Source organism: Beijerinckia sp. L45 (genome assembly GCF_009765775.1).
Lineage (GTDB): Bacteria > Pseudomonadota > Alphaproteobacteria > Rhizobiales > Beijerinckiaceae > RH-AL1.
The window spans coordinates 30,659-56,165 of record NZ_LMUU01000031.1 but is presented as its reverse complement, the minus strand read 5'-3'; the positions used below and the strand labels follow the sequence as shown (position 1 = coordinate 56,165).

General features: G+C 62.4%; 21 protein-coding genes and 1 pseudogene. 10 read left to right on the top strand and 12 right to left on the bottom strand.

Going from position 1 to position 25,507, the window contains the following annotated elements; translation table 11 throughout:
- Positions 1-694 (top strand): molybdopterin cofactor-binding domain-containing protein (locus GSQ79_RS02840; protein WP_158807224.1); only part of this gene is annotated, 694 nt, incomplete at its 5' end.
- Between the two features lie 4 nt (positions 695-698).
- Here GSQ79_RS02840 and GSQ79_RS02835 read toward each other — a convergent pair.
- From GSQ79_RS02835 to GSQ79_RS02820, 4 genes are all read right to left on the bottom strand, one after another.
- Entirely contained in the window at positions 699-1,625 is a 927-nt protein-coding gene (locus GSQ79_RS02835) for an alpha/beta fold hydrolase (protein WP_158807223.1), read from the bottom strand.
- Positions 1,626-1,732: 107 nt separating this feature from the next.
- Positions 1,733-2,023 carry a hypothetical protein gene (locus GSQ79_RS02830; RefSeq protein ID WP_158807222.1) on the bottom strand — a complete coding sequence of 97 codons (291 nt, stop codon included), beginning with the start codon at positions 2,021-2,023 and terminating at the stop codon, positions 1,733-1,735.
- Between the two features lie 85 nt (positions 2,024-2,108).
- Positions 2,109-2,837: a 2OG-Fe dioxygenase family protein gene (locus tag GSQ79_RS02825; protein ID WP_246725066.1), complete on the bottom strand. Its 729-nt coding sequence runs from the start codon at positions 2,835-2,837 to the stop codon at positions 2,109-2,111.
- Positions 2,830-3,060 (bottom strand): BrnA antitoxin family protein, encoded by a 231-nt coding sequence (locus GSQ79_RS02820; protein WP_158807221.1) that lies wholly within the window; start codon positions 3,058-3,060, stop codon positions 2,830-2,832. Before GSQ79_RS02820 ends, GSQ79_RS02825 begins: the two co-directional genes overlap by 8 nt.
- A gap of 222 nt (positions 3,061-3,282) precedes the next feature.
- Between GSQ79_RS02820 and GSQ79_RS02815 the strand changes: the two genes are divergently transcribed.
- Complete coding sequence (locus tag GSQ79_RS02815; RefSeq protein WP_158807220.1) at positions 3,283-4,104, top strand: hypothetical protein; 822 nt, start codon at positions 3,283-3,285, stop codon at positions 4,102-4,104.
- An 89-nt stretch (positions 4,105-4,193) separates the two neighbouring features.
- Here the strand turns inward: GSQ79_RS02815 and GSQ79_RS02810 are convergent, their stop codons facing one another.
- A complete protein-coding gene (locus GSQ79_RS02810; RefSeq protein ID WP_158807219.1) occupies positions 4,194-5,240 on the bottom strand; it encodes an oxidoreductase in 1,047 nt (348 codons plus the stop codon).
- Positions 5,241-5,442: 202 nt separating this feature from the next.
- The gene (locus GSQ79_RS02805) at positions 5,443-5,604 is read right to left on the bottom strand and encodes a hypothetical protein (protein ID WP_158807218.1); all 162 of its coding nucleotides are present in this window, start codon (positions 5,602-5,604) and stop codon (positions 5,443-5,445) included.
- Between the two features lie 674 nt (positions 5,605-6,278).
- Here GSQ79_RS02805 and GSQ79_RS02800 point away from each other — a divergent pair.
- On the top strand, positions 6,279-7,625 hold the full coding sequence (locus tag GSQ79_RS02800) for an exopolysaccharide biosynthesis polyprenyl glycosylphosphotransferase (RefSeq protein WP_158807217.1): 1,347 nt from the start codon (positions 6,279-6,281) through the stop codon (positions 7,623-7,625).
- A gap of 49 nt (positions 7,626-7,674) precedes the next feature.
- Here the strand turns inward: GSQ79_RS02800 and GSQ79_RS02795 are convergent, their stop codons facing one another.
- Positions 7,675-8,754 carry a hypothetical protein gene (locus tag GSQ79_RS02795; RefSeq protein ID WP_158807216.1) on the bottom strand — a complete coding sequence of 360 codons (1,080 nt, stop codon included), beginning with the start codon at positions 8,752-8,754 and terminating at the stop codon, positions 7,675-7,677.
- Positions 8,755-9,216: 462 nt separating this feature from the next.
- Between GSQ79_RS02795 and GSQ79_RS02790 the strand changes: the two genes are divergently transcribed.
- The gene (locus GSQ79_RS02790) at positions 9,217-10,203 is read left to right on the top strand and encodes a sterol desaturase family protein (protein ID WP_158807215.1); all 987 of its coding nucleotides are present in this window, start codon (positions 9,217-9,219) and stop codon (positions 10,201-10,203) included.
- 50 nt (positions 10,204-10,253) lie between these two features.
- Positions 10,254-11,351: a GNAT family N-acetyltransferase gene (locus GSQ79_RS02785; RefSeq protein ID WP_246725065.1), complete on the top strand. Its 1,098-nt coding sequence runs from the start codon at positions 10,254-10,256 to the stop codon at positions 11,349-11,351.
- Between the two features lie 29 nt (positions 11,352-11,380).
- On the opposite strand, the gene GSQ79_RS02780 is transcribed toward GSQ79_RS02785, so the two are convergent.
- Positions 11,381-12,400 carry a hypothetical protein gene (locus GSQ79_RS02780; protein ID WP_246725064.1) on the bottom strand — a complete coding sequence of 340 codons (1,020 nt, stop codon included), beginning with the start codon at positions 12,398-12,400 and terminating at the stop codon, positions 11,381-11,383.
- Positions 12,401-13,120: 720 nt separating this feature from the next.
- Between GSQ79_RS02780 and GSQ79_RS02775 the strand changes: the two genes are divergently transcribed.
- Together GSQ79_RS02775 and GSQ79_RS02770 are read left to right on the top strand one after the other, a co-directional pair.
- Positions 13,121-15,211 carry an exopolysaccharide transport family protein gene (locus GSQ79_RS02775; protein WP_158807213.1) on the top strand — a complete coding sequence of 697 codons (2,091 nt, stop codon included), beginning with the start codon at positions 13,121-13,123 and terminating at the stop codon, positions 15,209-15,211.
- Positions 15,166-16,461: pseudogene (locus tag GSQ79_RS02770) on the top strand (VpsF family polysaccharide biosynthesis protein); the annotation flags it as partial. The gene GSQ79_RS02775 and the pseudogene GSQ79_RS02770, both read left to right, overlap by 46 nt.
- A gap of 26 nt (positions 16,462-16,487) precedes the next feature.
- On the opposite strand, the gene GSQ79_RS02765 reads toward GSQ79_RS02770, so the two are convergent.
- Complete coding sequence (locus GSQ79_RS02765) at positions 16,488-17,750, bottom strand: glycoside hydrolase family 5 protein (protein ID WP_158807212.1); 1,263 nt, start codon at positions 17,748-17,750, stop codon at positions 16,488-16,490.
- Positions 17,740-18,864, bottom strand: coding sequence for a DUF1972 domain-containing protein (locus tag GSQ79_RS02760; protein ID WP_256378980.1), 1,125 nt, complete (start codon positions 18,862-18,864; stop codon positions 17,740-17,742). Before GSQ79_RS02760 ends, GSQ79_RS02765 begins: the two co-directional genes overlap by 11 nt.
- A gap of 245 nt (positions 18,865-19,109) precedes the next feature.
- Between GSQ79_RS02760 and GSQ79_RS02755 the strand changes: the two genes are divergently transcribed.
- Positions 19,110-20,273, top strand: coding sequence for a glycosyltransferase family 4 protein (locus tag GSQ79_RS02755; RefSeq protein ID WP_158807210.1), 1,164 nt, complete (start codon positions 19,110-19,112; stop codon positions 20,271-20,273).
- Entirely contained in the window at positions 20,270-21,538 is a 1,269-nt protein-coding gene (locus GSQ79_RS02750; RefSeq protein WP_158807209.1) for a hypothetical protein, read from the top strand. Before GSQ79_RS02755 ends, GSQ79_RS02750 begins: the two co-directional genes overlap by 4 nt.
- A 266-nt stretch (positions 21,539-21,804) precedes the next feature.
- Here GSQ79_RS02750 and GSQ79_RS02745 read toward each other — a convergent pair whose 3' ends face one another.
- Together GSQ79_RS02745 and GSQ79_RS02740 are read right to left on the bottom strand one after the other, a co-directional pair.
- Entirely contained in the window at positions 21,805-23,247 is a 1,443-nt protein-coding gene (locus GSQ79_RS02745) for a carbohydrate porin (RefSeq protein ID WP_158807208.1), read from the bottom strand.
- A 148-nt stretch (positions 23,248-23,395) separates the two neighbouring features.
- The gene (locus tag GSQ79_RS02740) at positions 23,396-24,505 is read right to left on the bottom strand and encodes an ABC transporter substrate-binding protein (protein ID WP_210252995.1); all 1,110 of its coding nucleotides are present in this window, start codon (positions 24,503-24,505) and stop codon (positions 23,396-23,398) included.
- 198 nt (positions 24,506-24,703) lie between these two features.
- Between GSQ79_RS02740 and GSQ79_RS02735 the strand changes: the two genes are divergently transcribed.
- On the top strand, positions 24,704-25,480 hold the full coding sequence (locus GSQ79_RS02735; protein ID WP_158807207.1) for a GntR family transcriptional regulator: 777 nt from the start codon (positions 24,704-24,706) through the stop codon (positions 25,478-25,480).
- Positions 25,481-25,507 lie beyond the last annotated feature (27 nt).

The following is a 25,507-nucleotide window of genomic DNA, read 5'->3' as shown; positions in this document are numbered from 1 at the left end:
GACGACGCCGTTCAAGCCGTCGTGGATCCGCACGCCGGGCCGGCTACAGAACACCTACGCCAACGAGAGCTTTATGGACGAGCTGGCGGTGGCCGCCGGCGTCGATCCGTTCGACTATCATCGGCGCGTATTGAAGGATCCGCGCGGTCTGGAGCTGTTGGATCGGCTGCAAAAGCTCGCGGCATGGAAACCCGGCGCGGCCAAGCGCGAGCCGACCGGCACCGCGGTGTTCGGGCGCGGCATGTCCTACGTGAAATACGAACTGGTGCGCACTTATGTCGGCGGCGTCGCCGACGTCGAGGTGGACAAGGCGACCGGGGCCGTGCGCGTCGTGCGCTTCTTCGTCGTCCAGGATTGCGGGCAGATCATCAATCCTGACGGCATCAGCAACCAGCTCGAAGGCAACGTCATCCAGACGGTCAGCCGCACGCTCAAGGAGCAGATAACCTTCGACCGCTCGCACGTGACGAGCCTCGACTGGTCGAGCTATCCGATCTTGACCTTTCCGGAGGTGCCGGAGGTGGTCATGGACCTGATCGATCGGCCGCACGAAGTGCCGTGGGGCGGTGGTGAGCCCTCCGCCTCGATCGTCCCCGCGGCGATCGCCAACGCGGTGTTCGATGCGGCCGGCGCGCGCATGCGCTCCGTGCCGTTCCTGCCGGAGAAGGTCAAAGCCGCAATGCAGCGGACCTGACCCTTCAGGGCGCGCGCAAAAAATCGAGCACCGGCTTCAGCGACAGAGCCGGCGCCTCTTCCTGTGGGACGTGGCCGAGGCCGGGCAGCGCGGCGAGCCTGGCATCGGGCATTGTCCGCAGATAGTCGGCGGCGTTGGCGACGGGGATCATGCCGTCCTTCTCGCCCCACAGCAGCAGGGTCGGCGCCCTTACGCCGCGCAGCAGGGGCTCCGGGGGCACCATCGTCACTTGCTCCATGCGCGCGATCATCGCCGGCCGCACGCCCGGCGCCAGCATGAAATCGCGATAGCGCGCGACGAGGGCCTCGTCCATCCGCGTGGGGTCGCCGAAGGCCGGGCTCATGCTGGCCCGCACCATGAAGGCCGGCAGCGTATAGGGCAGCGCCCGGACCATCAGCGGCACCTCGGGCTTTTTGCCGTAGTCGAAGCCGGGGCTGGCAAAGCCGTCGGGCGAAACCAGCACCAGCCTGTCGACCCGCGCCGGGTTTTTGGCAGCGAACATCCAGGCCAGCTTGCCGCCGATGGAATTGCCGATCAGGCTCGCGCGGTCGATGCCGAGGGCATCCATCACCGCCGCCAGAATCTGAAGGCTGCGAGCGTCGCTGTAATCGCCGGTGGGATCGGGGCCGGTCAGTCCGAAGCCGGGCCAGTCGAAACGGATCACCCGAAAATCGGCGGCTAACGATTTGACCCAGGCGTCCCAGGTTTCGAGGCTGGAGCCGAAGCCGTGCAGCAGGATCAGCGCGGGGGCGCGTTTGGGACCGCTGTCCGCCAGGCGCATGCGCATCCCGGCGATATCGCGATAGCCGGTGGGCGCGATATGGTATGCCGCCTCGAGCGCCGCTCGCGGCTTGTCGGGCGTGTAGAGCCATAGGCCGGCTGCCGCCACGATGACGAGGGCGCAGAGCACGAGCAGGACTGCGAGCTTCATCTCAATGTCCCCGAAGCGGATGCCATACGGAAGCCGTGTTGCGCGGTCTCCGCAAGCCGGAAAGCGCGATCCGGCCGGACGACCCAGCGTCTCGGGATTGCAGCGCCTCAGAATTTCCGTGTTTTTGTCAGTCGCGCGAGAGCCATCGCCTCGGCCTCGACCACAGGCGCCGTCGCGACCTCGACGATGTCGTCCGGCATCAAAATGCGGCGTTCCGCGGCGAAAGCGATCGGCTCCAGGCGGCAACGGCAGATCGCCTTCTGTGCGCCATCGACCAGATAATATTCGCCAAGCGCCTCGACCTCGTTGGGGCGCGCCTTGCACAGCCGCTCCTGGGTCTTGACCAAGTGGCGGTTGATCCGGGTGATCAGCGATTTGAGTTTGACAGTATGCCCCACGACCATGCTCCGGCGTGGCTTCGATCACGCCTGAAGCGGGAAGCCCTGGCAATGCGGTTTAATCGCGCGGCGCGGGCCGCACGGCTCAGTTTCGGCGGAAGGTCACCACGAGCACGTCGCGGTGCGCCGTCTGCGCGGGGTCCAGCGGCTCGACGGCGGTGACGCCGTGGAATACCCGCGCGTCGTTTACGATGGCGGAGTCGAGCGGCTCGGTCAGTGTGAAGGACCCCAAGGGCTTACGGTCGAGATCGCTGATCGTCGTCACGCCGCTGGCGATGTTGTCGCGCGCCAGGAGCATCACAAGAACCCAGTCGACGCCGTCGCGATGCGCACCTTCCGGCGTCGGCTGGCCCGCGCCGTCGGTGCTCGCTTCAATACGAAACTGATGCACCTCGACGAACCACGAGTCCGGCTGATCAGCGACCGGGGTGAGCGCGTCGAACAGGTCATAGCAGGTCGCAAGCACCGCCTGCATCGCCGGATGCGCCGCGACATCGTCACGCACCGGCTCGAACCAGCGCTCGATGCCGCCGTTCAGCGGGTTGAAGTCGGTGCCCTGGTAGTGCGGCTGGTGCGGGCGGCGGGTGACCGCCTCGGCCGACACATCGAAGGTCGCGTGACGGCGGCGACGATAGCGCCCGCCATCGGCCATGTGACGGTCTTCGCCGAGATCGTCCCAGCTGACCGCGAAGCCGATGAGCCCATCCTCGCCGATCGCCAGAAGCGCGGCCATCTCTTTGGCATGGACGAAGGCGAAGCCACTGGTGTCGACCGCCGCGCGCACGTCTTCGAACAAGCTGGTTGCCTTAGTCAAAACCGATCGCCTTCCGCAGTGCCGCATTGAGCCGATCCTGCCAGCCCGGCCCCTGCTCCTGAAAATGCTCCAGCACGTCCTGGTCGATCCGCAGCGAGACGAGTTCTTTGGCGCCGGGGATCGCGCGCGGCAACACGACGGGCGGCGCCACCTTGGGGGCCGGCTTGAACACGGCTTCCGCGGCATCCACCGCGCTGACCGGGCGGCGAGGTCTATCCACCATGACTTGGTCTCTTTCGATCGAACTGCAGCCTCTTGCGCGGCTTTTGAACGGCTTCGGCCCTGCTCTACGCCATGGGCGGGCAAAGCTCAATCAAACGGGCATGCCATGCCCTAAAAACCACATCGTACGCAATTCGTTGGATTTTCGCCTGCGCGGCGCGTGTCACCCTATCGCCGCTGCACGATCCCGTTCAACCGTAGACCGAAGGCTTGGGAGGGCACGATGATCGGACGACGCCTTGGGATCGCGACCGTCGGCTGCTTGATGCTGTCGGCCCATGCTCATGCGCAGGGCGCCGCCGATGCGCCTGCACCCAAGCGATCCCAAAGCAGCACCGTCTACCAGTTGCTCGGCGCCGGGTTGGCGCTGCGCTACGAGGCCGCCGCCTGCGGCGTGGTCGCGACGCCGGCCCAGACCGCAGCCATCGCGCAAAAGCTCGAAGCGTTGATCAAGAAATCCAAGTCGTCGGCGGCCGAAGTCGCCGCCTACAAGGCCCGGACCCAGGCCAAGATCGACCCGCTGATCGCCGCCAACGCCAACTTCTGCACGACCATCGCGCAGAGCTTTTCGAGCTACGTCGACTCCTTCGTCACCGAACGCCCGACGGCCGAATGGGAGGACGCGGCGCAGGTCGCATCCGGCGGGTCGAGCGCGCTGGTCGGTGGCTGGACCGTCGACACCCGCGACTGCACCATCACCTATGCCTATGGCGACGAAGGCCACCCGACCGGCATCTTTCTCGGCAAGGTCCAGGGCGCGATTGCTGTAACCTTGCAGCACGACGGTTGGGCCTGGAATGAAAACTCCGTGGTGCTCGTGACGACGCACCTCGATCAGACCGCGATCAAGCCGCTCGTCGCCTGGCACGCCGCGAAAACGGGCCCCTATCTCGCGGCGGTCTTCCCGGCGGCGTCGCTGCCCGACTTCGCCCGCGCCGGCGCGATCGCGCTGGCCTTCGACGGCAAGGAGGCGGCCCCGGCAACATTCCTGATCCCCGGCATCGCGGATGCGCTGGTAGCGCTCGATGGCTGCGGCGGCCCATAAAAAATGTCCATGTGTCCTTGACGCACGTCCGGACGAAGGGCCCGTCATTTTCAAGATCGGTCCGCGGCGGCTCGTCCCGGCCTCAAAAGCTAAGGCGTAGGAACGATCGACGCGTGGCTTCGAGCGGATTCCAGCGCCGCCTCGAGACACGCCATGACTTCGATTGCCTCGGTCGGCGGAACCGGGCTCGGTGCGCCTCTCAGCAAGGTGTCCGCTATCCCGACGTAGAAGAGGCGCTGGTCCCCGTTCGACGCCGCAAAAGCTCGTCGATTGCCTTCACCATCGTAGACGATCAGCGGATCCGGATCTTCGCCCCATCCGGCGGCGGCTGGCTTCATGCCGGCAAGCAATTGTTGCTCCTGGATGTCGGCTTTGGGCTTTACAATCGTGCCTGCATCACCGTGGACGACGAAGCGTGACGTCCCCCCGGCAGTCAGAATGCTGGCCTGGAGTACGGCCCTAAGGGCCGGATAGTCGAATACGACATGAAACCAGTCGTCCGTCAGGGCCCCGGTGCGAAGCGTCGCCATATCGGCATCGATCCGGTCGGGAAGGCCGAAGAGCTGTAGGGCCTGATCGATCAGGTGCGGGCCCAGGTCAAACAGCAGACCACCGCCGCAACCACCGCGTTCGCGCCACCGGTCCCTGACCTGCGGGCGGAAGCGATCGATGCGGGACTCGAAGACCTTGACCGTTCCGACGACGCCATCCGCGATGGCGTCCTTGACGCTTAGGTAGTCACTGTCCCAACGGCGGTTGTGGAACACCGAAAGCAAGCGATCGCATCTGACAGCGGTGGCGATGAGGCTCCGGGCCTCGCCAAGATCCAGAGCGAACGGCTTGTCGATGACGACATGCTTGCCAGCCATCAACGCAGCTTGGGCGAGCGGCGCATGCGTGTCATTGGGTGTTGCAATGACGACGAGGTCGATGTCCGTCGACGATGCGATCGCCATCGGATCAACCGCGACGGCCATGCCCGGCAGATCGGCGCGCACCTTTCCGGCGTCGCTTGATCCGACAAGGCAAAGCCTGAGGCCGGGCACGGACTGGATGAGCGGGGCATGGAACGTCCGACCTGAGAAGCCGTATCCAATCAGGCCGACACGGACGGGGTCTCGGACGCGTGCGAGCATAGGGATTCCTTCCGGTAGTCCAGCGATTGAAGCGACTCAAGGATCGGCGGTCGGAGGCCGGCGACATTAGGCTTCCAGTGATCCCTTCGATATAAGGCGTATTGCCGGACGCGGCCGCACGGACGGAAGCTCAGCTTGCCCGAGGTGCCGGCAACGCGTCTCCCGAAACCATGCGGCGTCGCGACGTGGAATACCGTGCTGCCTAGCTCAGCGATGCGCGTGAGCGAGCGACGGCAAGGGCATTCTCGACCTCCTGGACCGCCTGCGGGACTCGGCCACGATACTGCGTCGGAGCCCCGTCGCGGACCACAGTGACGCGTTCGAGCGCCGTCCGTTTCCCGCCATCGACGATCGGCAGGTTCACCGAGGGCTCGATCGAGATCCCCTCGTTCCTCGGATCGAGACGGTGGGCACCGGTATTCCGTGTGCCGCGGGAAAAGCTTCAAACTCGTCCGGACCCACCATAGGCTCTCGGCGACTTCTCGAGCCACCCACCACCCGACCAGAAATAGGCAAGTAATTGATTCAAGAGATCTAAGGGCGTGCACGTCATCATTGGCAGGCGTCGTCGCGTTACATCGGCACAATGATAAGCGACTGCAAAATCATCGACTTGGGACGGGCATCTACAGGCGGCTGCTCCAATCCAAAGGCATTACCCATTTTGGTGCCGGCTGTAAGGTGCGGAAAGGCGCACTCGACCAATCAATCAGCTTTATCCCGAGAGAAACACCTCTTGGGCACCAAAAGGCGACTCGACACCATGGTTTATGCCTATTAACCCTGCGGTCAGGGCCTTTACGTCGCCCGCGGGCTTTCCTGGTGGCCGTTCGCTTGCTTGGAAGAACGCGCGCGTGTCGGATTTCGGCCAAAGCGTTGATTTTTGAGACAACTCGCATTGCCTGTTGAGAGGGCGTTTTGTATTTCGATCCACCTGTGCTCCATCGTGGGGCATTGCGGCCTGCAGCGACCACCTTTGGCGCGTTAAGGCGGGGCAAAACAAGACTTAGTCCCGCGCGCGTGCGTGCGCGGTTTGCCGTGACCGCAGCACTCGTCGATCTCGCGGCGATCACCCTCAGCGCGGGCCTCGTCGGCTACGCCTACCACGAACTGCTTTATCAGACGGCGGGCATGACGCTGTTCTTCGCCGGGACGGGCTTCTGTCTCGGGATCATATTCGTCATCACAGCGATCTTGCGCGAAGACTACGATATCAGGCGCTATCGCACCTTCTCCGGTCATGCACGGCGCGCCTTCCTGATCTGGAACGTGACGTTCGTGACCGCGCTCGTTCTCGTGTTCACGACAAAGACGACCGACCTGTTTTCTCGTGCGACGATGACGCTCTTATATGGCACAGGCTTCGGGACGATTCTCGCCTTCCGCAGCTTCGTCGTTGTCGGCCTCAAGCGAAACGATCGGCTGGATACCGCAACGGCTCAGCGCATCTTCCTCGTCGGCGGGGAAGACGAGATCACGCGCTTCACGACACAAAACGATCCTTGGACGGCAGGCGTCCTGGTCGGCGCCTCAGTACTGCGTGGGCCGACGACCATGGCTGACGACCTCGCCTTAGCCGCGGCATCTGCACGGATGCTGCGCCCGGACGATGTCTTCATTCTCCTGCCGTGGTCGCAAGAAGAGGCGATCGATGGATGCGTCGAAGCGTTCAAACGCGTTCCGGCGGCCGTCCATCTCGGGCTCGAACGGGCCTTGTCGCGTTTTGGCGACGTTCGCTTCAGTCGGATTGGATCCTTCGCGGGCCTGAACCTCGTACGCCAACCGTTGACGCGAGCGGAAGTCGCGATCAAGCGGCTTTTCGACGTGTTGGGGGCGCTGGCCCTGCTGGCTGCCCTATCGCCATTGTTCGCTCTCGTCGCCTTGGCCATCAAGCTCGAAAGCAAGGGGCCGGTCCTGTTTTTTCAACGCCGCTATGGATTCAATCAGGAGCCTTTCCGCATCGTCAAGTTTCGCTCCATGAGCACGCTGGAAGACGGTCGCGACGTCCGTCAGGCCGAACGCGGCGATCGGCGCATCACGCGCGTGGGACGCTTCATGCGTCGGTACAATATCGACGAACTTCCCCAACTGGTAAACGTGCTTCACGGCGAGATGTCGCTTGTCGGGCCTCGCCCTCATGCGCTCGCGCATGATCAGCAGTTCGAGACCACGATCGCCAACTATGCCAGGCGCCACAATATGAAACCCGGCATCACAGGGTGGGCGCAAGTCAACGGCTTGCGCGGCCCTATCCTCACCGCGAGCATGATCCAGAAGCGTATCGAACATGACCTTTACTACGTCGACAATTGGTCAATGAGTCTCGATCTGAGGATCATCGTTCAAACGGCATTCTCGCCGAAGGCTTTTGAAAACGCTCTATGATCTGAGGACTAAAACGGCGTGGTCAGAATCACGCGGGGTCATCAAGGGTTCAACGAAAGTCTTCCGTCGAGAGCTGGGTCCAGGTTTCGCCGAGCAGGCCGCCGATCACGCTGTCGTTGCCGGCCAGCGCGGCGGCGATCTCGGGATCCCGTGAAAAACTCGTCGCCGCAGCGACGTGATGATAGAAGATGCCGCGTTGTCGCATCAGGCCGCCCAGCACATGGGGATTGGCCGATCCGCGGACTGCGACGGCGCCGATCGCATCGGCCCTTTTCATCACGGCGCCAAGCACCGAAAGCTCATGGTTGCGGATCGACAGGATCTGGAGCGCATGGGCTGCCGCGCCGGCCCTGGCGTAGAGAAGGTACAGCCCCAACGTCTTCCCCTGGGGGTCCACGACTTTCCGGACATTCAAGGGCCCGTTGCGAGTCTTGCGGGAGGCTTGCTCGAGAAGCCAAAGCAGTTCCGTCCGCTCGCTCCAGTCGGGATGAAAGCGGAACCGCTCGACCAGGGCCAGCGCCGCGTCGGCAAACTCGAGGTGCGAGATCGCGACATCCGTGACCGCGCCTCGCTCTGGAGCCGGCAGAGACGCGAACGCCAGACGCCGCGCGCCACGATCGAGAAACCGCGCGATCGGTGCAAGGGCCCGCACGAGACCTGGTATGCGTCGCCCGACGAGAAACGTGCTGGTCTCGACCGGACGCAGGATTTTGACCCATTCGAGGCTGTGCAGCGGCAGGACCGCGTATTTGAGCGCACGGGTTATTCCGAGAGAGATCTGGTTTGCCGTATCCGTAAAGACGAGGTCGAAATCCTCGGTGGTCGTGGCCCGGGCAAGTCGGACCGCAGCTTTGGCCCGGTTGGAGTCGCGAGCCATGAAATTGCCGAGAATGCCGACGCGCAACGGCCTGTCACCGAGCCTGGCGGACAGCGTGACGATCCCCATGAACGCGTCGATGGTCCCGTCGGCACCGACGTCGACCAGCGACGCCGGTTGCAGGCGATCGCCCGGGGAGGTGAGATAGGTTCGTTCGAGCGCGAGCGCGACAGCATCACGGCGGATGACCGATCCGCTGCGGAACGCCGCCGCGAACAAGTCACAAAGACCGGGAATATCCTGTTTGCGCAAACGACGGACACCGGGTTGGTCATCGGAACGGTGATCCAGCGGGTAAAGGCCGACCGCGGTCGTGGATCGTTCAAGTTTCAGGGTCTTGTCCAGTAAGCAGGCACAACAGATCGTCGCGCCCCCGCCAGACCATGTAAAATCTTAGACTTCAAACACAAAAGCGGTCGTATCGCTTTGCTCCGCTCCGGAACGCGTCTTCACCAAACATATAACGCCATGATAATATTCGCGGTTCGCGCCTTTACACGAATCAGCTCTAAGGTAAACTTTTTGTAAGACTGCCCATTGCGCTGGGATAATGTTTAGAAGGACGATCCGCGCCGACCGCGAGCGCGATGAAAGACGGGTATCACAGCGCGAGCATCGCCTTCAAAAGGTGCCGGCGGCGTAAGATTATTTGGAGCCTCTTGTTGAGGCGATCAGCTGTCGCGACAGGTAGTGTGAATTCGAATTAGGATCGACATGTCGAACACGTTCGTCGAGATGATATCGAAGCGTCTATCGTTTGAAAGCCTCGCAGCGATGCTGCTGCTTTTGGCGACGGCCTTCGTTTGCGCAGGGGTCGCCTATTGGAAAAACGGCGGGGAGCGATCGCCACGTGAATTCCTGACGTTCATGTTTCCCCGAGACGTCCTGACGACGGCATCGGCCAAAGCCGACTTTGCGTTCTGGCTGACGAAGCGGCTGATGACGCCATTTCTATTCATTCCCGCCGGAGCGGTCTTTGTCAGTGCCGTCGCCTATTGCACCAGATTTGTCGGTCAAGCCGTTCTTGGCATTCACGACCCGATTGTTCCGGGACCACCGGGTCCCGCGACGATCGTCGTTTTTACGGTTACGATGCTGGTGGCCTACGATATTTCCTATTATCTTTATCACGTCGCGCAACATCGCATTCCGTTTCTGTGGGAGCTGCATAAGGTCCATCACTCGGCGGAAGTCATGGTCGGGATCACGAAGGATCGCGTCCATCCCCTCGACGAACTGATGAACCGCGCCTGGGACGGTCTGATTCCCGGACTCTGCTTCGGAATCTGGACTTTGATCGCGCTCGATCCCGTCGAAGTGACGATCTTCGGCATCAACGTTTACGTCATGCGCAATATTCTGATGATGGACTTCGTCCGCCACACCCACCTTCGGATCTCGTTTGGGTCGATCAACCATGTGGTCTTGTGCCCGCATTGGCATCAACTTCACCACAGCACCAACCCGAAGCATTACGACAAGAATTTTGGATTGCTGTTCTCGTTCTGGGATCGTTTGTTTGGTACCCAATGCATTCCAGAGCCTGAAGAGGCCTTCACCTTTGGTCTCATCGACCGCGACGTGGATGCCTATCAATCGCTGTTCGGCCTATATCTGCTTCCTCTCAAGAAAATGGGGGGCCACATCGCATCGTCTTTTGTGGCGCGCAACACGCGGCCGAACGACAAGGTTTTGCCTTGAGCGGCCCGACAATGCTGCATCGGATCGAGATCGTCGAAACGACCGAGCGGTTGATCGAGATCGGGCCGGCGTGGACAGATCTCTGGTTGCGGACAGACAGCTACGTCTTCCAACGCCACGACTGGGTCATGACCTGGTGGGAGACGATTCCCGATCGCAAGAACCGCAAACTCAACATCGTCCTCGCATGGCGGGACGCCGCGACCCTGGACGCGATCCTGCCGCTCGCGTCTAAACGCCGGAGCGGCTTTCGAGTGGTGGAATGGGCCGCGAAGGATTATGTCGATTACGCCGATGGTCTCGTAAACCCGGAACTCGATCGAACCTTGATCCGGACCCTCTGGGACAAGGTTTGGTCGGCAGGCGGCTTCGACATTGTTTATCTCAATCGCCTTCTACCGGAAGCGAAAGCGCAAATCCTGACTGGAGAGCGATCGGCAAGTCAGAAATTACGTCCATATCATCGTCGTGACGCTAGTCTTCGTGTCTGCGGACCTTGGCCGACGGGCGATGCCTGGTTTCAAGCCCAAACCAAAAAAGCCCGTCAAAACTATCGGCGCGGTCTGTCTTATCTTGGCGAGCGCGGCACAACGGGCTTCAGACTTGTCGACCCGAGCGAGCCGCTCGCGCCCATCGTCAAGCGCCTGTCGGCGCTGAAGCGCCAGAAGGACGCGGCACAGAAGACCCCCCTCTTCGACGATGCGTCCACGACGTTGACCACGCTTGTCGAAATTCTGGCAGCGGTGGGCGTGCTGCGGATCTTCGTTCTGGAGTGTGATGGACTCATCGTCGCCGCCTCGGTCAACTTCGTCAAAGGCGATACGATGATGGCATTCGTGACCGCATACGATGCCGACTTCCAAAAGGGTTCGCCCGGCGTTGTCTTGATGATGGACTACATCAAATGGTCGATCGATCACGGGTCGAAGACGATCGATTTTCTGTTCGGCGAAGAAGACTTCAAGCATCGCTTTGCGACCCAAAGCGTCAGCCTGGACTCGATGGTGGGCGCACGAAGCCTTGCGGGTGCAGTGGCCCTGGCCTTGGAGCGGATCTATCGCGGCCTGAAAACACTGCCGCAGCGCTTGCGGATCGAGAAGCTGCGCAGGCGGGCCTTTGGCTCGACGAAGTCATCGCCCGCTGATTGAGCGGTCGCATTGCGGATGTCCCGTAGTCTTTAGGAGCGACCAGGCAAGAGACGATTGCGCGACCGCCCGGAGCCATCGATGAACTCGAATCCGCCGGCGCCGTTCAGCGTGTGCAGGCGGCTCCCGCGCCAGTGCGGCCCCGCCTGCATTCGCGCCTCGATGGTCTGTTCGAAACCCTCGTCGTCGAGTTTCGTGATACGGGCGATCGCCAAAGCCTGGCCATAACCGTACCGGCAATCCTGGACGGGGCGGAAGATCGCGCCGTCCCGTTCGGTGAGACGTCCCGCCGGGCGCGCCGACGCGATATCGATGAGCACTGGGTTCCGTGCATGCGCGATCCACGGCCCGCGGAAGTCTTCCGCAGACCACAGATGCAATGTGTCGGAGTGGTCGCCCCCCTCGTCCCGGACCGTCGCGAACATCCACCACCGGTCCCGTATCTTCTGGACGGTGGCATCGCTTGCCACGATATTCGCGACAAGCGTGCTGTCCTTGACCCATCCTGCGGGGAACGCCGTCGCCCGATAAAGATCGATGGAGCGCGCCGCGCAGGACTCCGGGATCATCCAGACCTCACCGTCCTGTTCGAACACGAAGGGATAGGACAGATGATAGTCGCGTTCGAGGACCGGTTCCGGTCTCCCGATCGGTCCGTCTGCGCCAAACGTGACGGCTGAAATGATGCCTTTCTGGGTGCTGTGCGAAAAATCCTCGACAAACAGCGTCACCGCGCCGCGATAGTCGATCGGAAACGGATCGGCATAGAAGCGTGATCCGTCGTCAGGCAGAGCCCGCCACCCATGCTCGGGACGACTTCCGAGATCGAAAAGGTCGGGGCCCGTCTGCCGCCAACCGACACGCCAGTGCGGCGTGTCATAGGCGATGGTGTACAGTCGCCGTGCGACCTGACGGCCGAACATCGTCGTCACCCTTCGGATCACGTCCCAAGAGTTCAGCCGATCCGCCACGAACGCCGGTAATTCTTGATCGGGCAAGGCCGGTACGGTCTTCGATGCGGCGCCGTCCAACGCCGCCATGATGAGCGTCACGGTCCGAATCAGACACGTTTCGTAAGCTTTGAAAAGCTTGCCCTTGCCGGCTGCTGCGAGGCGCCCCGTGGCTACAACGGTTCCGTCGGGTCGACGAACGGTCGCTACCGGGGCGCGGTCGGCGATAAGAGACGGAAGCAGAGCTTGCTCGCCTGCCTGATCATCGAAGCACAAAAGCCAAACCTCGCAGTCAGCCCGGACGACGTCGCCACAGAGATCGAGGATGAGATCGACAGGCGTCGCATCGTTCGGCCGATCTGCGAGAGGCTTTGGCAAGCCGAAAGCAGACTTCGAGCGGCCAAAAAAAGCTGCCTCGATCCGAAATAACAGATCCGCGTTCGTCGGCAAGGCGCCCGGCCCTGGCCTGGCGTCGATCGAGACGACGCAGCCGGGCCTTTCCGACAGACGTTCAAGAAGTCGGAGATGCCAAGGCCGCACTACGGTACCGTCGAAGCGAACCGTCAGATGCAAGCCGAGATCTCCAATAGACCGAACCTTGATCAAGCCCTTACAGCGATTGGCACAGGTAATTCAATAGTGCCGCTTTACCTCAATCGCGTGTATCAGATCATAGACACAACTTGCATTGTCGTCCGCTTAGAAACTTGTTAACCATTCTGGCGTACCTGACATTGGGGTCTCCGCAACTTGACGCAAGATCTCCGAGGGTTGGCGGCCAACTGGCGATCCAGCATCGAGGCTCCAATCCCGTACAGCCCTATGGACGTCGCAGAAGATCAGGCCCCTTCGTCGTTTGCCGGGGCTGTTGATATTGCGGATCTCTGGCGGATTCTATGGTGCCGCCGCGCATGGGTCTGCGCCGCGTTCGCGATCTGCGTCCTTGCAGCGTCGGCCTACGTTCTGACGACGAAATCGCAGTTCACGGCCTCAGCTCAGCTCCTCATCGATCCGCGCGGGCGCCAGATCGTCACAAAGGATGTCAATCCCGACAGCCTCGCGGCTGATGGTGGCGTCATCCAAGTCGAGAGCCAAGCCCGTGTGATCGGCTCGGATACCGTTCTGATCCAAGCCATCCAAAAGCTCGGGCTTGATCACGAGCCCGATTATGGCGCGGTGAAACCAGGCATTCTCTCGTCCGTGATGCAACGGCTGTCGGGGTCGAGCGACGCGACGGATCCGAACGCCTCCGTCAATCGAGCCCTGAAGGTGCTCCGCGCCCATCTGGCCTTGAAGCGCGCCGACCGCGAATTCATCGTCGACATCATCTTTACGGCCTATTCAGCGGACCTCGCCGCCAAAATCGCAGATGCGATTGCCGAAGCCTACGTGAACGATCAGGTCCAGTCGCGCGCGCGGTCGTCGACAAGAGCCTCGGAAGCTTTAGCGGCCCACCTCGACGATCTCCGCGCGCAGGTCAAAGCTGCGGAAGACAAGGTCGAGACCTACAAGGCCGCGCATGATCTGATCGGCACGGACAGGCAATTGCTCAGCGATCAACAGCTCGGCGACACCAACGCGCAGCTCAACAATGCACGCGCAAAGACCGCAGAACTCCGCGTCCGCGCCGAGCAGATCGACGCTCTTCGCCGCAGCGGTCTGGATAAAGGAGCGATCCCGGAGGCGGTTCAGTCCACCGTGATCACACAGCTCCGCGCGTCCTATGCCGATCTCCTCAGGCGGGAATCCGACATGCGGACGCGCTATGGCGATCGCTATCCCGATCTCATCGCGCTCGTCGCAGAGGTCCGCCAAGCCCGATCCGCTATCGGCACCGAACTCGAGCGACTGGCTCGCTCCGCGCATTCCGAACTCGATCGAGCCCAGAAGAACGAACGCGCTCTGGATCAAAGCCTCGACTCCTTGAAAAAGAAGACGATCGTCAGCGGTGACGCGTCGGTGAAGCTGCGGGAACTCAATGCGGAAGCCTCCACGCGCCGCGCCCTCTATCAGTCCTTTTTAAGCAGGGCGGAGGAGACCGGCGAGCAATCCGGCATCGATACATCGAACACACGGATTCTTTCCAAGGCCGTTCCGCCGGATCAGGCCAGCTGGCCGGCCCGAGGCTTCATCATGCTCGGGGCGTTGATCGGCGGCATCGGACTCGGAGCGACGCTCGCTTTCCTTCTCGAGTTCTTGAGGCCAACGATCCTGTCGCTTGCGCATATCCAGCACACGACAGGCGCGCCCCTCGTGGGGGTTCTGCCATCGCAAACGCAACGCATATCGGGTTGGCCGAGCCTGCGGCGTGTGGCCCGTCCAGCCTCGCCGCAAAGCAACGCCTTGGGATTGGCGCTCAGTCGCCTTTTCGGCCCCTTGCCCGAGTTGCGCGAGGCGACGACGCTCCATACGCTCTTCGTCACTTCCGTCTCTCACGACAGCAAGGCGCGCACTGACGTAACAGCCGGCTTGGCCTCGGTCGCCTCGGCTTTTGCCATTTCGGTTCTCTTGATCGATGCCGATTTCGAGGCGGGGCCCCATGACGCCGACGGGTTTCTCGACGTTTTGCGTGGCGATTGCAGTCTCAAAACCACTTTGAATCGTCGGAACGCGCCCGGCGTTCAGCGGCTCGGTGTCGGACGTGCCGACACAGGAGCGGCCTCCACGCTGCGCGAACGAACGATCGACGACTTCATGCAGGTTGCGGCGCATGACTTCGATTTCATCGTTTTCGACGGGGGCGCACTGACCGATAACTTGTGGGCGGCGCCTCTGGCGGCGTGCGTCGACCAAATCCTGTTCGTGGCCGTCCGTGGCGTGACCCCGCAGCGCGATGTTGCCACGGCAAGCGAAGCCATTTCCGATGCGTGCGGCCGCTCGATCTCGGCGGCCATTCTTGTCGACCCCGCTTAGGGCCTGACGTGGAACGCGCGCACCCGGTCGACAGGCGTATCCTCCAGACCGCGCGCGGTCTGACACCGATCGCCACCATCCCCTCACATCTCTTCGTCTTCAGCGTCCTGGTCCTCTACACAGTCTCGGGCGGCATGCTCTGGCTTGTCGGGATCAACTACGAAGGCCTGACCGGCAGCGCCGCCAGCAAAATTCACCCTGGCACCTACCTCGTCGTCGCCGCTTTCGCGATCGCTGCGATCGAGGCCGGAAACCCCGTCGCCTTCGGCGTCGAGCTGGCGCGTTATCGACCCGCCGCATTCCTGCTTCTGATGGCGACGATCGTTCTGTTCGTCGACATCGTCGTCAATGCCGGCCCGGGCATGGCCGGCACGCGCGAGACCTACATGCTGGCGGCGCTGGCCGTCGGCTTGTTCGCAAAATCGGACACGCCGACACGCGCCCGTATCGAGATCGTCATCCACGCCGCAATGGTCGCAAACGCACTTCTCGGGCTGGTCGAATTCGGCACCAAGCATCTCTATTTCCCGTACCGCTTCGACGGTGCCCTGCTAGTGACGGATACGCGATCGACCGCGCTTCAAGGCCATCCGCTCGGCAATGCGACAATCACGTCCTTCTATATCCTGGCGCTTCTTGCCGGCGGCGGACGGCTGTCGCCGGGCGTCAAAGGCAGCATCATTCTTGTCGAGTTTCTCGCCCTTGTAGTCTTCGGCGGACGCTCCGCGCTCGTGACGACCGTGGTCCTTGGCGGCGTTCAAGGATTATTTCTCTTCGCGAGAGCCGTCCGATCGCACCGCATTCCGATCGGCGGGGTGGTCGTCGCCCTTCTGATCGCTACCGCGGCTCCCATCGTCATAATCGGCCTAGTTTCAGGCGGGTTCTTCGATGCCATCCTGGACCGCTTCGCGTCCGATGGCGGCAGCGCGAATGCGCGTGTCGATATGCTGACGCTCCTCCAGCAAATTCCGCTGGCCGATCTGCTGATCGGTCCGGATCAGGGCCTCGTCGAGAGTCTGCGCCGGGTCAACGGACTGATGTCAGGGATCGAAAACCCTATCGTCCGCACGATCCTGTATCAGGGTGCGATCCTCACCGCGCTCATGATGGTCGCACTCGGCTTCTTCCTTTACGAACTGACACGCTCGTCCAGGCCCGGGATGGCCTTGCCGATGCTGGGGTTTCTGATCGTGATCAACACGTTCGAGAGCCTCGGCAGCAAGTCGACCCTGCTCGCAAAATTCGCCTTGATGATGCTGGTGCTGTTTCGTCGCGATCAGGGCGAGCTCCGCAATCCGAGCGCCCGGATGATGTCCGCATCGAAGGCACGGGACGTATCGTCCATCAGACCCATACTGTCGAAGAGGTTCCAGAAAGCCCAGCCGAACCCGCGCGCTTCGGCCGCCTCGCGAACATCGCGGACATAACGGACACGATCCGCCGGAGAAGCACCGACGATCGTGCCCCAGGTCTTTACGGCGCCGAACTCCCCCATCAGCACCTGGTCTCTCGGAATAGCGTGAGCCCGCACCCAGGCGCTGACCTGATCGAAGTAAAGCGCGAGAAAGCCGACGCCCGGATTGGCCTCGAAATACTGGCGCATCAGCCGCTCGGTGATGGCCAAGGCCTCCCGCTTCTCTGCTGGAGAGCGGCCGGCATCCAATTCCATGCGCGACTTTACCGCGCTCAAGGTCTGTTCGAGCGAGCCTGCCGATCCGGGCCACGGCACCGCGTTCAAGGCGCGGTATACCGGCTCCTGCATCCAAGGCGCTCCCTGATGGCTGAAAAGATACGGTTCGTAGAAGTGGAAGGTGAAAAGCAGGGGTGCGAAGGCAGCCAGCGGCTTGGGGTCCAGCGCCGTCAGACCGCTGACCATGCTGCCGCACGACCCCGTCGCTACCAAGGTGAGCGCCGGTGCCCGAGCCCGAACAGCCGCAAACAGGTTGCTCTGAACCGCCAGCCACGTCTCTGAACCGCACGCCTTCGGCGGTTCGTTCACCGGCTCCAAGGCGATGCGCGGCCCCATCGGGGCCAAGCCCTCCGCGCAGGCCACGACGAAGCTGCGATAGGCGGCGAAGAGCGGCGCATCGATCGCCGCGATCAGGTTGGCGGACCGATAGTAGTGCGTCGCATCGTTCGCTTGGATGTTGACGACGACACCGAGGCCGGCGCCTTGCGCCGCCCGGACCGCATCGAACAACGATGCCATCAGACGCTTGCGGTGACCGTCGCGCGCATCGAGAAACGGGCCCGGATCGACCGGGATCCGCACGAAGTCGAAGCCGGCGTCGGCGAGACGCCGAAGATCCTCTGGTCGCGGCACGGCCCTCTCCTCCTGAAATGGCGGCCAGGCATAGTCGGTTCGCGGCGCGTGAAATTCGCGCGTCAGCGAGAACCAGGGAAACGTGTTGACCCCCCGCCTGAAGGCAGCCGGTTTCGTCGCGGCGCTTCCAGCCGCCACGCCCGGTTCGAGGCCGGCCGCGAAGACCGATCCGGTCAACAGCAGCGCGTCGCGCCGTGAGACGCCGTCAGGCCTCATGGCCATGACCGAGGGCTAGCAACTCACGTTCGTAGGCCGCCAGGACGTCCGGCCAGGCGAACGCTTGCCGGGCCCGCGCGCGCGCGGCAAGGCGTGCGGGGACAACAAGTTTGTCGTTATCGAGGATCGACGAGATTGCAGCGTCACAACCGGCGACATCCTTGAAATAGAACTGCGCCGCGCCGGCGGTCCAACGATTGAACCCGTTGTCATGAGCGATGACGGCATTGCCGGCCCAAAGCGCTTCGACCAGAGACGGGTTCGTACCGCCGGCCGAATGGCCATGGACGTAGGCCCGCGCATGGAAACGCAGGCACCGCAGCGCGTCTTGATCGTAGATGGGACCGAGGAACGAAACCTCGGGACCCGCTGCGGCCTTGACCGCGCGATGATAGGCATTGCCCTCATGCATCGTGCCGAGGACGGCGAGCTTCGCACCGCGCACCCGACGCGAGAAGGCTTGGACAATTTCGAGGATATTATTTTCCGGTTCGATCCGCGCGATCGAAGTCAGGTATCGATCGGCAACAAGGTCGCGTACGGCGAGCAGAGCGGGATCGGCGGCTTCGATGGGGACACCGCCGTATGGGATCATTACGATCCCGTTGCGAGACCGGCGCGACGCGAGGTGATCGGCGATCGCCGGATGATCCGCGACCAGCTTGTGCGAGACCCAGGCAGCGATCCACTCATTGACCCAGAACCACCCGCGGACCGGACGGCTCCACTTCTGCCGGCGCCATTCCAGTCCATCCATGTTGGTCAGGATCCGGCGCTTCTTCCATCGAAGAAACGGCAGGAACACTGCGGAATTATAGCCAAGCACGAGGCAGACGCTGTCGCGGGACATGGCATCGCGGATGCAGCGCCAGTCGAAATCGAGCGTTCCCAGCGGGCCCTTCGTGGTGACCGCAATGTTGATGCGCTCGACGCCCTTCCAGTCGTCGATCCATTGGCGCCGCGAGACGGCGCCCCCATCGATCTGACAATACACGGCAACCCGCCAGCCGCGTGCCACGAGAAACAGGCTGAGGTGCTCGGCGAAGGTCTCAAACCCGCCATGGGCCCCCGGAATGCCCCTCGTTCCCATAATGACGACTGATCGCTGCGTGATGACGGCCGTCCCCGATTGAATTCGTCGTGTCGCGCGAGGTTTGAACGAGCGATCGCCGCGCGATCGGCAGCTCGGCCAAGTCTTAGCGCATCGATGGTCGAACGAGAACGGCCCGGAACCACGCATGCGAGCGGCCACAGGCTTCAGAGGATGCCGACCTTTCCCTTGCCTTCCGCTAAGGTTGTAGTCTTCTAGGTGGCAGGCAGCGCCACCTTGGGTTGCTTACCTCCACCGAGATTACGTGAATGCGCATTACCTGCGTGCATCAGGGCTACGAACTCTACGGGTCGGATCGAAGCTTCATCGAGAGCGTAGAGGCGATACGCGCCGGCTTTCCCGATGCACAAATCGACGTTGTGTTGCCCCGGCACGGTCCGATCGAGGCCCTGCTTCACGGTGCCGCGTCGCGCATTGTGATCGAGCCGGTCTGGGTCCTCCGCCGCCGCGACCTTCTTCGGTTGTTAACCCGCGACCTGTTGCGCCTTCCCCGCGCCATCCTGCGGGCCTTTAAGCGGATGAAGTATAGCGATCTCGTCTACCTGAATACGACGGTGCTCGCCGACTACATGCTCGCCGCGCGTTTCCGGCCGGGGCGCGCCATCATCCACGTTCACGAACTGCCGCAAGGCGCCGTCCTGGCGATCCTTCGGGCATGCATCCGCTGGAGCAAGGCGGAGGTCATCTTCAATTCGCAGTCGAGCCGGAGTGCATTCGATCTTCCCGCAAGCGTGATATCCGGCGTCATCTACAATGGCGTCGCCGGGCCGCCCCGCGCCGAACCGATGACATACGACGGGTCGCGGCCGCTTCGCCTTCTGATGCTGGGACGGATCAGCCGAATCAAGGGGCAAGAGGTTCTGATCGAGGCTTTGGCAAGGTTGGACGTTGCGATGCGCCCAGAAGTTCGGATCGTGGGAAGCGCCTTCGAGGACCCGCAACGCGAAGCCCAGCTTGCCACGATGATCCAGGATGCGGGCCTCGATAAGACAGTTTCTCTTCAACCCTTCGTGGCGGACCCGGCATCGCTTTATCGCTGGGCCGATGTCGTCGCGGTGCCCTCGCGCTTGCCGGAATCGCTCGGGCGCGTCGCGATCGAAGCCATGGCCTTCGGGCGGCCGCCGGTAGCCTCGGCCATCGGCGGCCTCGTGGAAGTCGTCGCCGACGGGAAGACCGGATGGTTGGTCGAGCCGGGATCGGCGACTGCCCTCGCCGCGGCACTCGAGGTTCTGATCGAGAATCCCGCCTCGTGGGCGAGCTTTCCCGAAGCGGGACGGGCACGCTACGATGCTTTGTTCAGCGAGGCCGTGGCCTCACACGCCATCCAGGCCAGACTTCGAACGATGCTCGAAAGTAGGCCGGGCCTTGTTCGTGTGTCGACGCCCTCCGACGCTTCGGGACGGGCGGCTTGATCGAAATATTGAGCAGGCTCGGTTGGCGCTTCGCCATCATGCTCGGTGGAGAAGGCCTGCAAAGCGCGCTGGCGTTCGGGCTCAATATCGCTCTGGCCCGTTCCATTCCCGACCAAAGCTACGGCGAATTCGCGATCATCGTTCTGATCAGTGGGCTCGCCGCCATCTACATGCGGACGCTGTTCGGCATCGCGGTCTGCACGTTTGTGCCGCAGTGCCGGAGAGAAAGTGCGGCACGTGCCTATGCCGTCAGTTTCGGGTCCGGCGCTGCGGCCTTCGCCTTTGGTTGCGCTATTCTTAGTGCAACTATATTCGCGCTTGCAGGTCTCTCGTGCGCCATCGCTGCAGGCGCGTTTATCGGCATGTCGGCCCTGCGCAGCTATGTCCGCATGGCGTTATTTGCGCAACAACGCGCGGTGCTGGCGACCGCCGGCGATTTTGCCTTCGCCCTGGTTGCAACAGGCTTGTGTGTTCCGATTATCCTGCGCGCCGACACGTCCGATGTCCTGCGCGACGTGTTTATAGCGCTGACCGCTGCACACCTCGCTGGTATCGCCGTCGCGTTGATGCTTTTGCGTCAACCGGTTCGGCTTTCGCTGCGCAAGAGCATCCGCCTGCGTTTTACGAAATTGCTGCCATCGTTGTCCTGGTCGATCGTCAGCGTCACATCGGCTACCATTCAGTCTCAGGGTCCGACCCTGGTCATCGCCGTGCTGGCCGGCCCCGCCGCCTATGCTCCGATCGCCGCAATGACCGCGATCCTGTCGCCGCTTCGTTTGGCGGCGATCGCCCTCGCAAACATGACGCAGCCGGAACTCGCGCGGATCCTGCAGGGGCCGAGGTCCCGCAAGGTGCTGTCCTTGTTGATCACCATGTCGCTTGGCATTCTGGCGGCGTGCGCCGCCTACGAGGTGACCCTGGCGATCGCCTATCCTTTTCTGCGTAATCGTCTTTTCGCCGGGCGCTTCACGGGAAGCTCGCTGTCTCTGATCACGCTCGAACTCTCGTGCATCGCGACGGCGGCCCTGCTCTCCGCGGCTCCAAAAATCCTGTTGGAGGCCACCCGCGACTTCAAGCAGATCGCGATCGTGTCGATCATCGGCGCGGGAGTGGGTGTCCCCCTGGTTGCGTTTCTCGTCGTGACCCAATCGGTTGCGGTTTCGATGGTCGGACTTTTCGCCTCGGAGCTTGTTGTCCTCATCGGATGCTGGATCGCGAGCATTGCGGTTTTGCGGGTGCGCAACACCCCTGCCCTCTTTCCATAAGGCGGTCGGCACGTCGCGATCCCGATATGATGGTCGTTCTGATAACGGCCGGGCGCATAGAAGGCGAACGACAGATGCGGCCCGCGACCCATGTCACATTTCAACGGGGCGCAGTTGCGGCGATAAACAAGAAGCCCTTGATCGCGATCTTGATTTCAGACGTGGCACGCCCTTCGAAAGTAAGCGCGCTGACTGGGTACAGTCAGCGCGCTGCGAATACGTGGGGCTCACCGCTCAGGCGGAAAGCACCGGACTGACCAGCCCCCTTAGCGCGACAGTTTCGGCAAGCCGAGCGCGTCCGCGAAGAACATGGAGAACGCGGCACCGACGAACAGGGCATGCGTGTTGGTCGCCGAGGGCTTTGCGATGCCGACCTGATCCGGATTGAAGATCACGTCGATGAACGGCTTGAAAGCGATACCCGGCGCCAGCGCGATTCCATAGTTCAGCTCGATGAACGACTCGTCGTTGCTGACGGTGCTGCTGACCCCTCCCTTCTGCAGGGTGGAGTCGACGAAAGTCGTATAGGCATCGTTGAGGCTGACATATTGCGCGACAAAGTTCAGCTTGTCGTTGGGTCGCGATTCCATCGGGCCAGCCCAGGAAAAGCCGGCGAAAATGGTGTCCCGGATATTGGTCTGGCCGCTTGTCACGACGTTGGCAGCGCCGAATACGGTGATGCCCCGCTTCGACGTCATGTCGGGGCGCCAGACCACCTGCTGCGCTTGCGCCCAGACCGAACTTTTGCCGTGATCCAGCTTGGCGACGCCGCCATTCCTCACCCGGTTCAAGCCCGCCGTGTTCAACAGCGGATCGGTATAATCGCCCGTGTCATAGAACGCGCCGATATCATAGGAGCGGGGATAGGGATCGTTGTTGTAGTTCGTGCGGTAGCCGAACTGCACGGGAACGGTGACGCCGCGAAACAGGCTCGGATCCCAGTCGCGTCCCGGCCAGTTGAAGTGATGCTGCTGCGCGAGCGCAGGCTCGTCTTCGTAAGCGCCGGCATTGAGATAAAACGAATTCGGCAAGGTCAGCTGCCCAACGATCGCCGTCGATGACGTCAGGTAGGAGGGATAGCCCTTGGTAAAGGAATAGCCGGATGGCGTGGCGCACAGCGCGGTGACGAATTCGCAATAGATTTCGGACGTATCGAACTCGGTGCCCACCGTGACGCGGCCGAAGCGAACGTCGAGCTTGTCGTTGAACAGGCTCTGCTCGTAGGAGAGTTCGTTGAGGCGCGCCGCCGCCGTTCCGCCGAACACTTTGTTGTTGATGTAGGCGCTGCCGGAATAGCCGAGGAACGGCTGGCCGTTGAGATCGTCGAGAAGCAAATGGATCGAGCCGCCGTGGATTCCGGCGATCCGGTTCATGTCGAGATCGACACCGAAGGCGGTAAAGCCTTCGTAGAGGCTGCCGCGCTTGATGCCGCCGCTGACGTTGGCAAAGCCTTCGTTGAACGTACGGCCAGTCAAATAGATTCCGTGGTCGGCCAACTTCTTGCCGAAATCTTCGCCAAGCGGCCGCAGGTTGAAGAGGTAGCCTTGCGACGTGCCCTGATCCGGCAACGGCAAGGCCGGCGCGATCGGTTTCGTCAAAGGCGAGGCATTGGTCCCCTTGTCGGAAGCTTGCTGCGCATGCGCACCAAAACTGAAGCAGAAGGCGGCCGCCGCGATCGCGGCACCGTAAAGGCGAGCATTTGGTTGCATGGCTATCCCCTCGTTGAGTCTCGTCCCGACCAAGAGGGTCGGGCAGTGGATCCTGGCGCCTCCCCCGAGGCGCGACGGTTTTCGGCAAACGGCCGTCGATTGCCGCTCACCGCATCGGCGAGCGCCCGCCTCTGGCCGGATCGGCGTCCTACTTGACGCTCGGCGTCATGGCGTCGGACCAGAAACTCGCGTCGTAGTACCGGCTCGCATCGCTAAGCTGCGGGCTTCCCGGCAGATACTGGCTGCGCAGCCGGAGCACGGTTCGCACGCCTTCGGCGTCGACCTTCGCCTGGCGAAAGAAGCCATCCTTGGGATCGAGCAGCTCGCCGTAGGTTTGTTGGGCGAGCTGTTCCGACATCGACGGCAGGTTGGCGCGCAGAATCTTGATCGCCTCGTCATGGTTCTTCGGCTCGTAGAGCCAATCGATCGCGGCGGCATAAGCGCGGATGTAGGCGACGAGCTGCGGACGATGCGCTTCAGCCCAGGGCCGCTTGGTCGCGGCGACGTTGCCCTGGTACGGCCCGATCGTATGCGTGGCCCAGCCGAGCTGATGAAAGCCTTCGGCCTTGGCCAGGATATCGTAAGGCGTGGAGAGGATGGTTGCGACCTGCTGACCCTGCTTCATCGCCGTCCAGCGTTGCGTCATGCCGCCAACAGGAACGATGGTGTAGTCGGTGGCCTTCAAACCTTCGCGTGCCAGCATGTCGAAAAAGACGAAGGCGTAGCCCGTGCTTCGCGCGTCGACCGACAGTGTCTGGCCGCGAAGTTTTTCAAAGGTCGGGATCGCCGGCGCACTGACGACACTGAGAAAGCCGCTGTCACTGCCCATGACGGCAACGAAATCCGATTGCTTGCCGACGGAGGCGTCACCCTGCCCTTCAACGTAGGCGACAATGTTGTCGATCGCCGTCATCGCGATATCGAACTTGCCGGTGGCGAGTCCGGACATTTGCGCTATCGATCCCGTCGTCGGCTGGACCTCGATTTCGAGGCCGCGTGCGGCGAAAAATCCCTTGTCGCGCGCGACGAACAGCGGCCAGTTGAAGCCGCCAGGGAAGACATTGACCGTCAGCTTCGTCGCTGGCGTCTCCGCCGAGGCCGGGGTCTGGACCGCCGAGGCCAGAAGCACCGCAGCGAACAGACGGCGAATCAGCGAGCCTCGCTTCCGCAGGCAGCGCCCCGCGGGGACCGGCTTCAGCGCCGAGCGCGTTCCGATTGTAAAATCCAGAGTGGGCCGGGGATGGCGAATTGCAGACACGAGGATAAACCTTTGGTGACCAGATCGAGGGTGTGTTGCCCGATCGTGGACGATTCACGACACTTCGTACACACTGTCGCAGGGATCGTGCCAAAGTGTATGCACCTTGAGGCAACAGCGTTTTTTTGATGGCTGGCCTCTTTCGGCGAAGGGTGGCATGAGGAAGAGAATACTGTGTTCACAGGGAGAAGGGGTGCGATGACGTCGAAAGCTGCCGTGCAGACCGCCTCGTCCGAGGAGCCCGTCTCACTAGCGCTCCATGCCCGGACGCGGGCGTTGCAGGTGACCGAAAGCGTGCGCGCTGCTCTTTTGGACGGCAAACTGCCCGCGGACAGCCGCATCAACGAAGTGCAACTTGCGCGGTCTCTGTCGGTGTCGCGGACGCCGATCCGCGCCGCGCTGCAAACGCTCGCTGGCGAAGGCCTGCTTGATCATCAGCCAAACCGCGGCTTCGTCGTCCGTGCCTTCAGCATGGGCGAAATCGGCGACGCCTTTGAAATGCGCGCGCTGAGCGAAGGCCTCATCTGCCGGCTGGCAGCAGAGCGTGGTCTCAGCGCGGAGCAGGATCTCGCCATGCGCGAGGCCTTGTACCTTGGCGACGAACTGCTGGCGCTGTCGCCGACGCCGCCTGACTGTCGCAGCCGTTATTCCGCGATCAACGTGCAGTTCCACCTGGCGCTGCAACAGGCCGCCGACTCCCGACTGCTCGCCGACGTCCTGCGCTTGTGCAACCGCATCCCCCAGACGTTGACCCACAACGTCGTGGGATTCGACCTTCCCGATATCCGTCGCCGTCACGAGAACCATCACAAGATCTATCACGCCGTACTCCTCCGCGAGCCGAAGGCCGCCGAGACGCTGATGCGCGCCCATATCGTCAGTTTGAAAGCATCCTTGATGCGAGTGGCGGCGCTCGCGAGCGCCGCGAAAAAGGACGACCCTGCGGACGAAACCCACGCGCAATGGCTGCTGTAGCGGTTGGTTGATCCGGCGGCGCCGTGG

Excerpts from the sequence above, each read along its gene's own strand:
- GSQ79_RS02815 (WP_158807220.1), top strand. The coding sequence starts at position 3,283 with ATGATCGGACGACGCCTTGGGATCGCGACCGTCGGCTGCTTGATGCTG.
- GSQ79_RS02775 (WP_158807213.1), top strand. The coding sequence starts at position 13,121 with ATGGACGTCGCAGAAGATCAGGCCCCTTCGTCGTTTGCCGGGGCTGTT.
- GSQ79_RS02735 (WP_158807207.1), top strand. The coding sequence starts at position 24,704 with ATGACGTCGAAAGCTGCCGTGCAGACCGCCTCGTCCGAGGAGCCCGTC.
- GSQ79_RS02745 (WP_158807208.1), bottom strand. The coding sequence starts at position 23,247 with ATGCAACCAAATGCTCGCCTTTACGGTGCCGCGATCGCGGCGGCCGCC.
- GSQ79_RS02790 (WP_158807215.1), top strand. The coding sequence starts at position 9,217 with ATGTCGAACACGTTCGTCGAGATGATATCGAAGCGTCTATCGTTTGAA.
- GSQ79_RS02755 (WP_158807210.1), top strand. The coding sequence starts at position 19,110 with ATGCGCATTACCTGCGTGCATCAGGGCTACGAACTCTACGGGTCGGAT.
- GSQ79_RS02765 (WP_158807212.1), bottom strand. The coding sequence starts at position 17,750 with ATGAGGCCTGACGGCGTCTCACGGCGCGACGCGCTGCTGTTGACCGGA.
- GSQ79_RS02820 (WP_158807221.1), bottom strand. The coding sequence starts at position 3,060 with ATGGTGGATAGACCTCGCCGCCCGGTCAGCGCGGTGGATGCCGCGGAA.
- GSQ79_RS02810 (WP_158807219.1), bottom strand. The coding sequence starts at position 5,240 with ATGCTCGCACGCGTCCGAGACCCCGTCCGTGTCGGCCTGATTGGATAC.
- GSQ79_RS02835 (WP_158807223.1), bottom strand. The coding sequence starts at position 1,625 with ATGAAGCTCGCAGTCCTGCTCGTGCTCTGCGCCCTCGTCATCGTGGCG.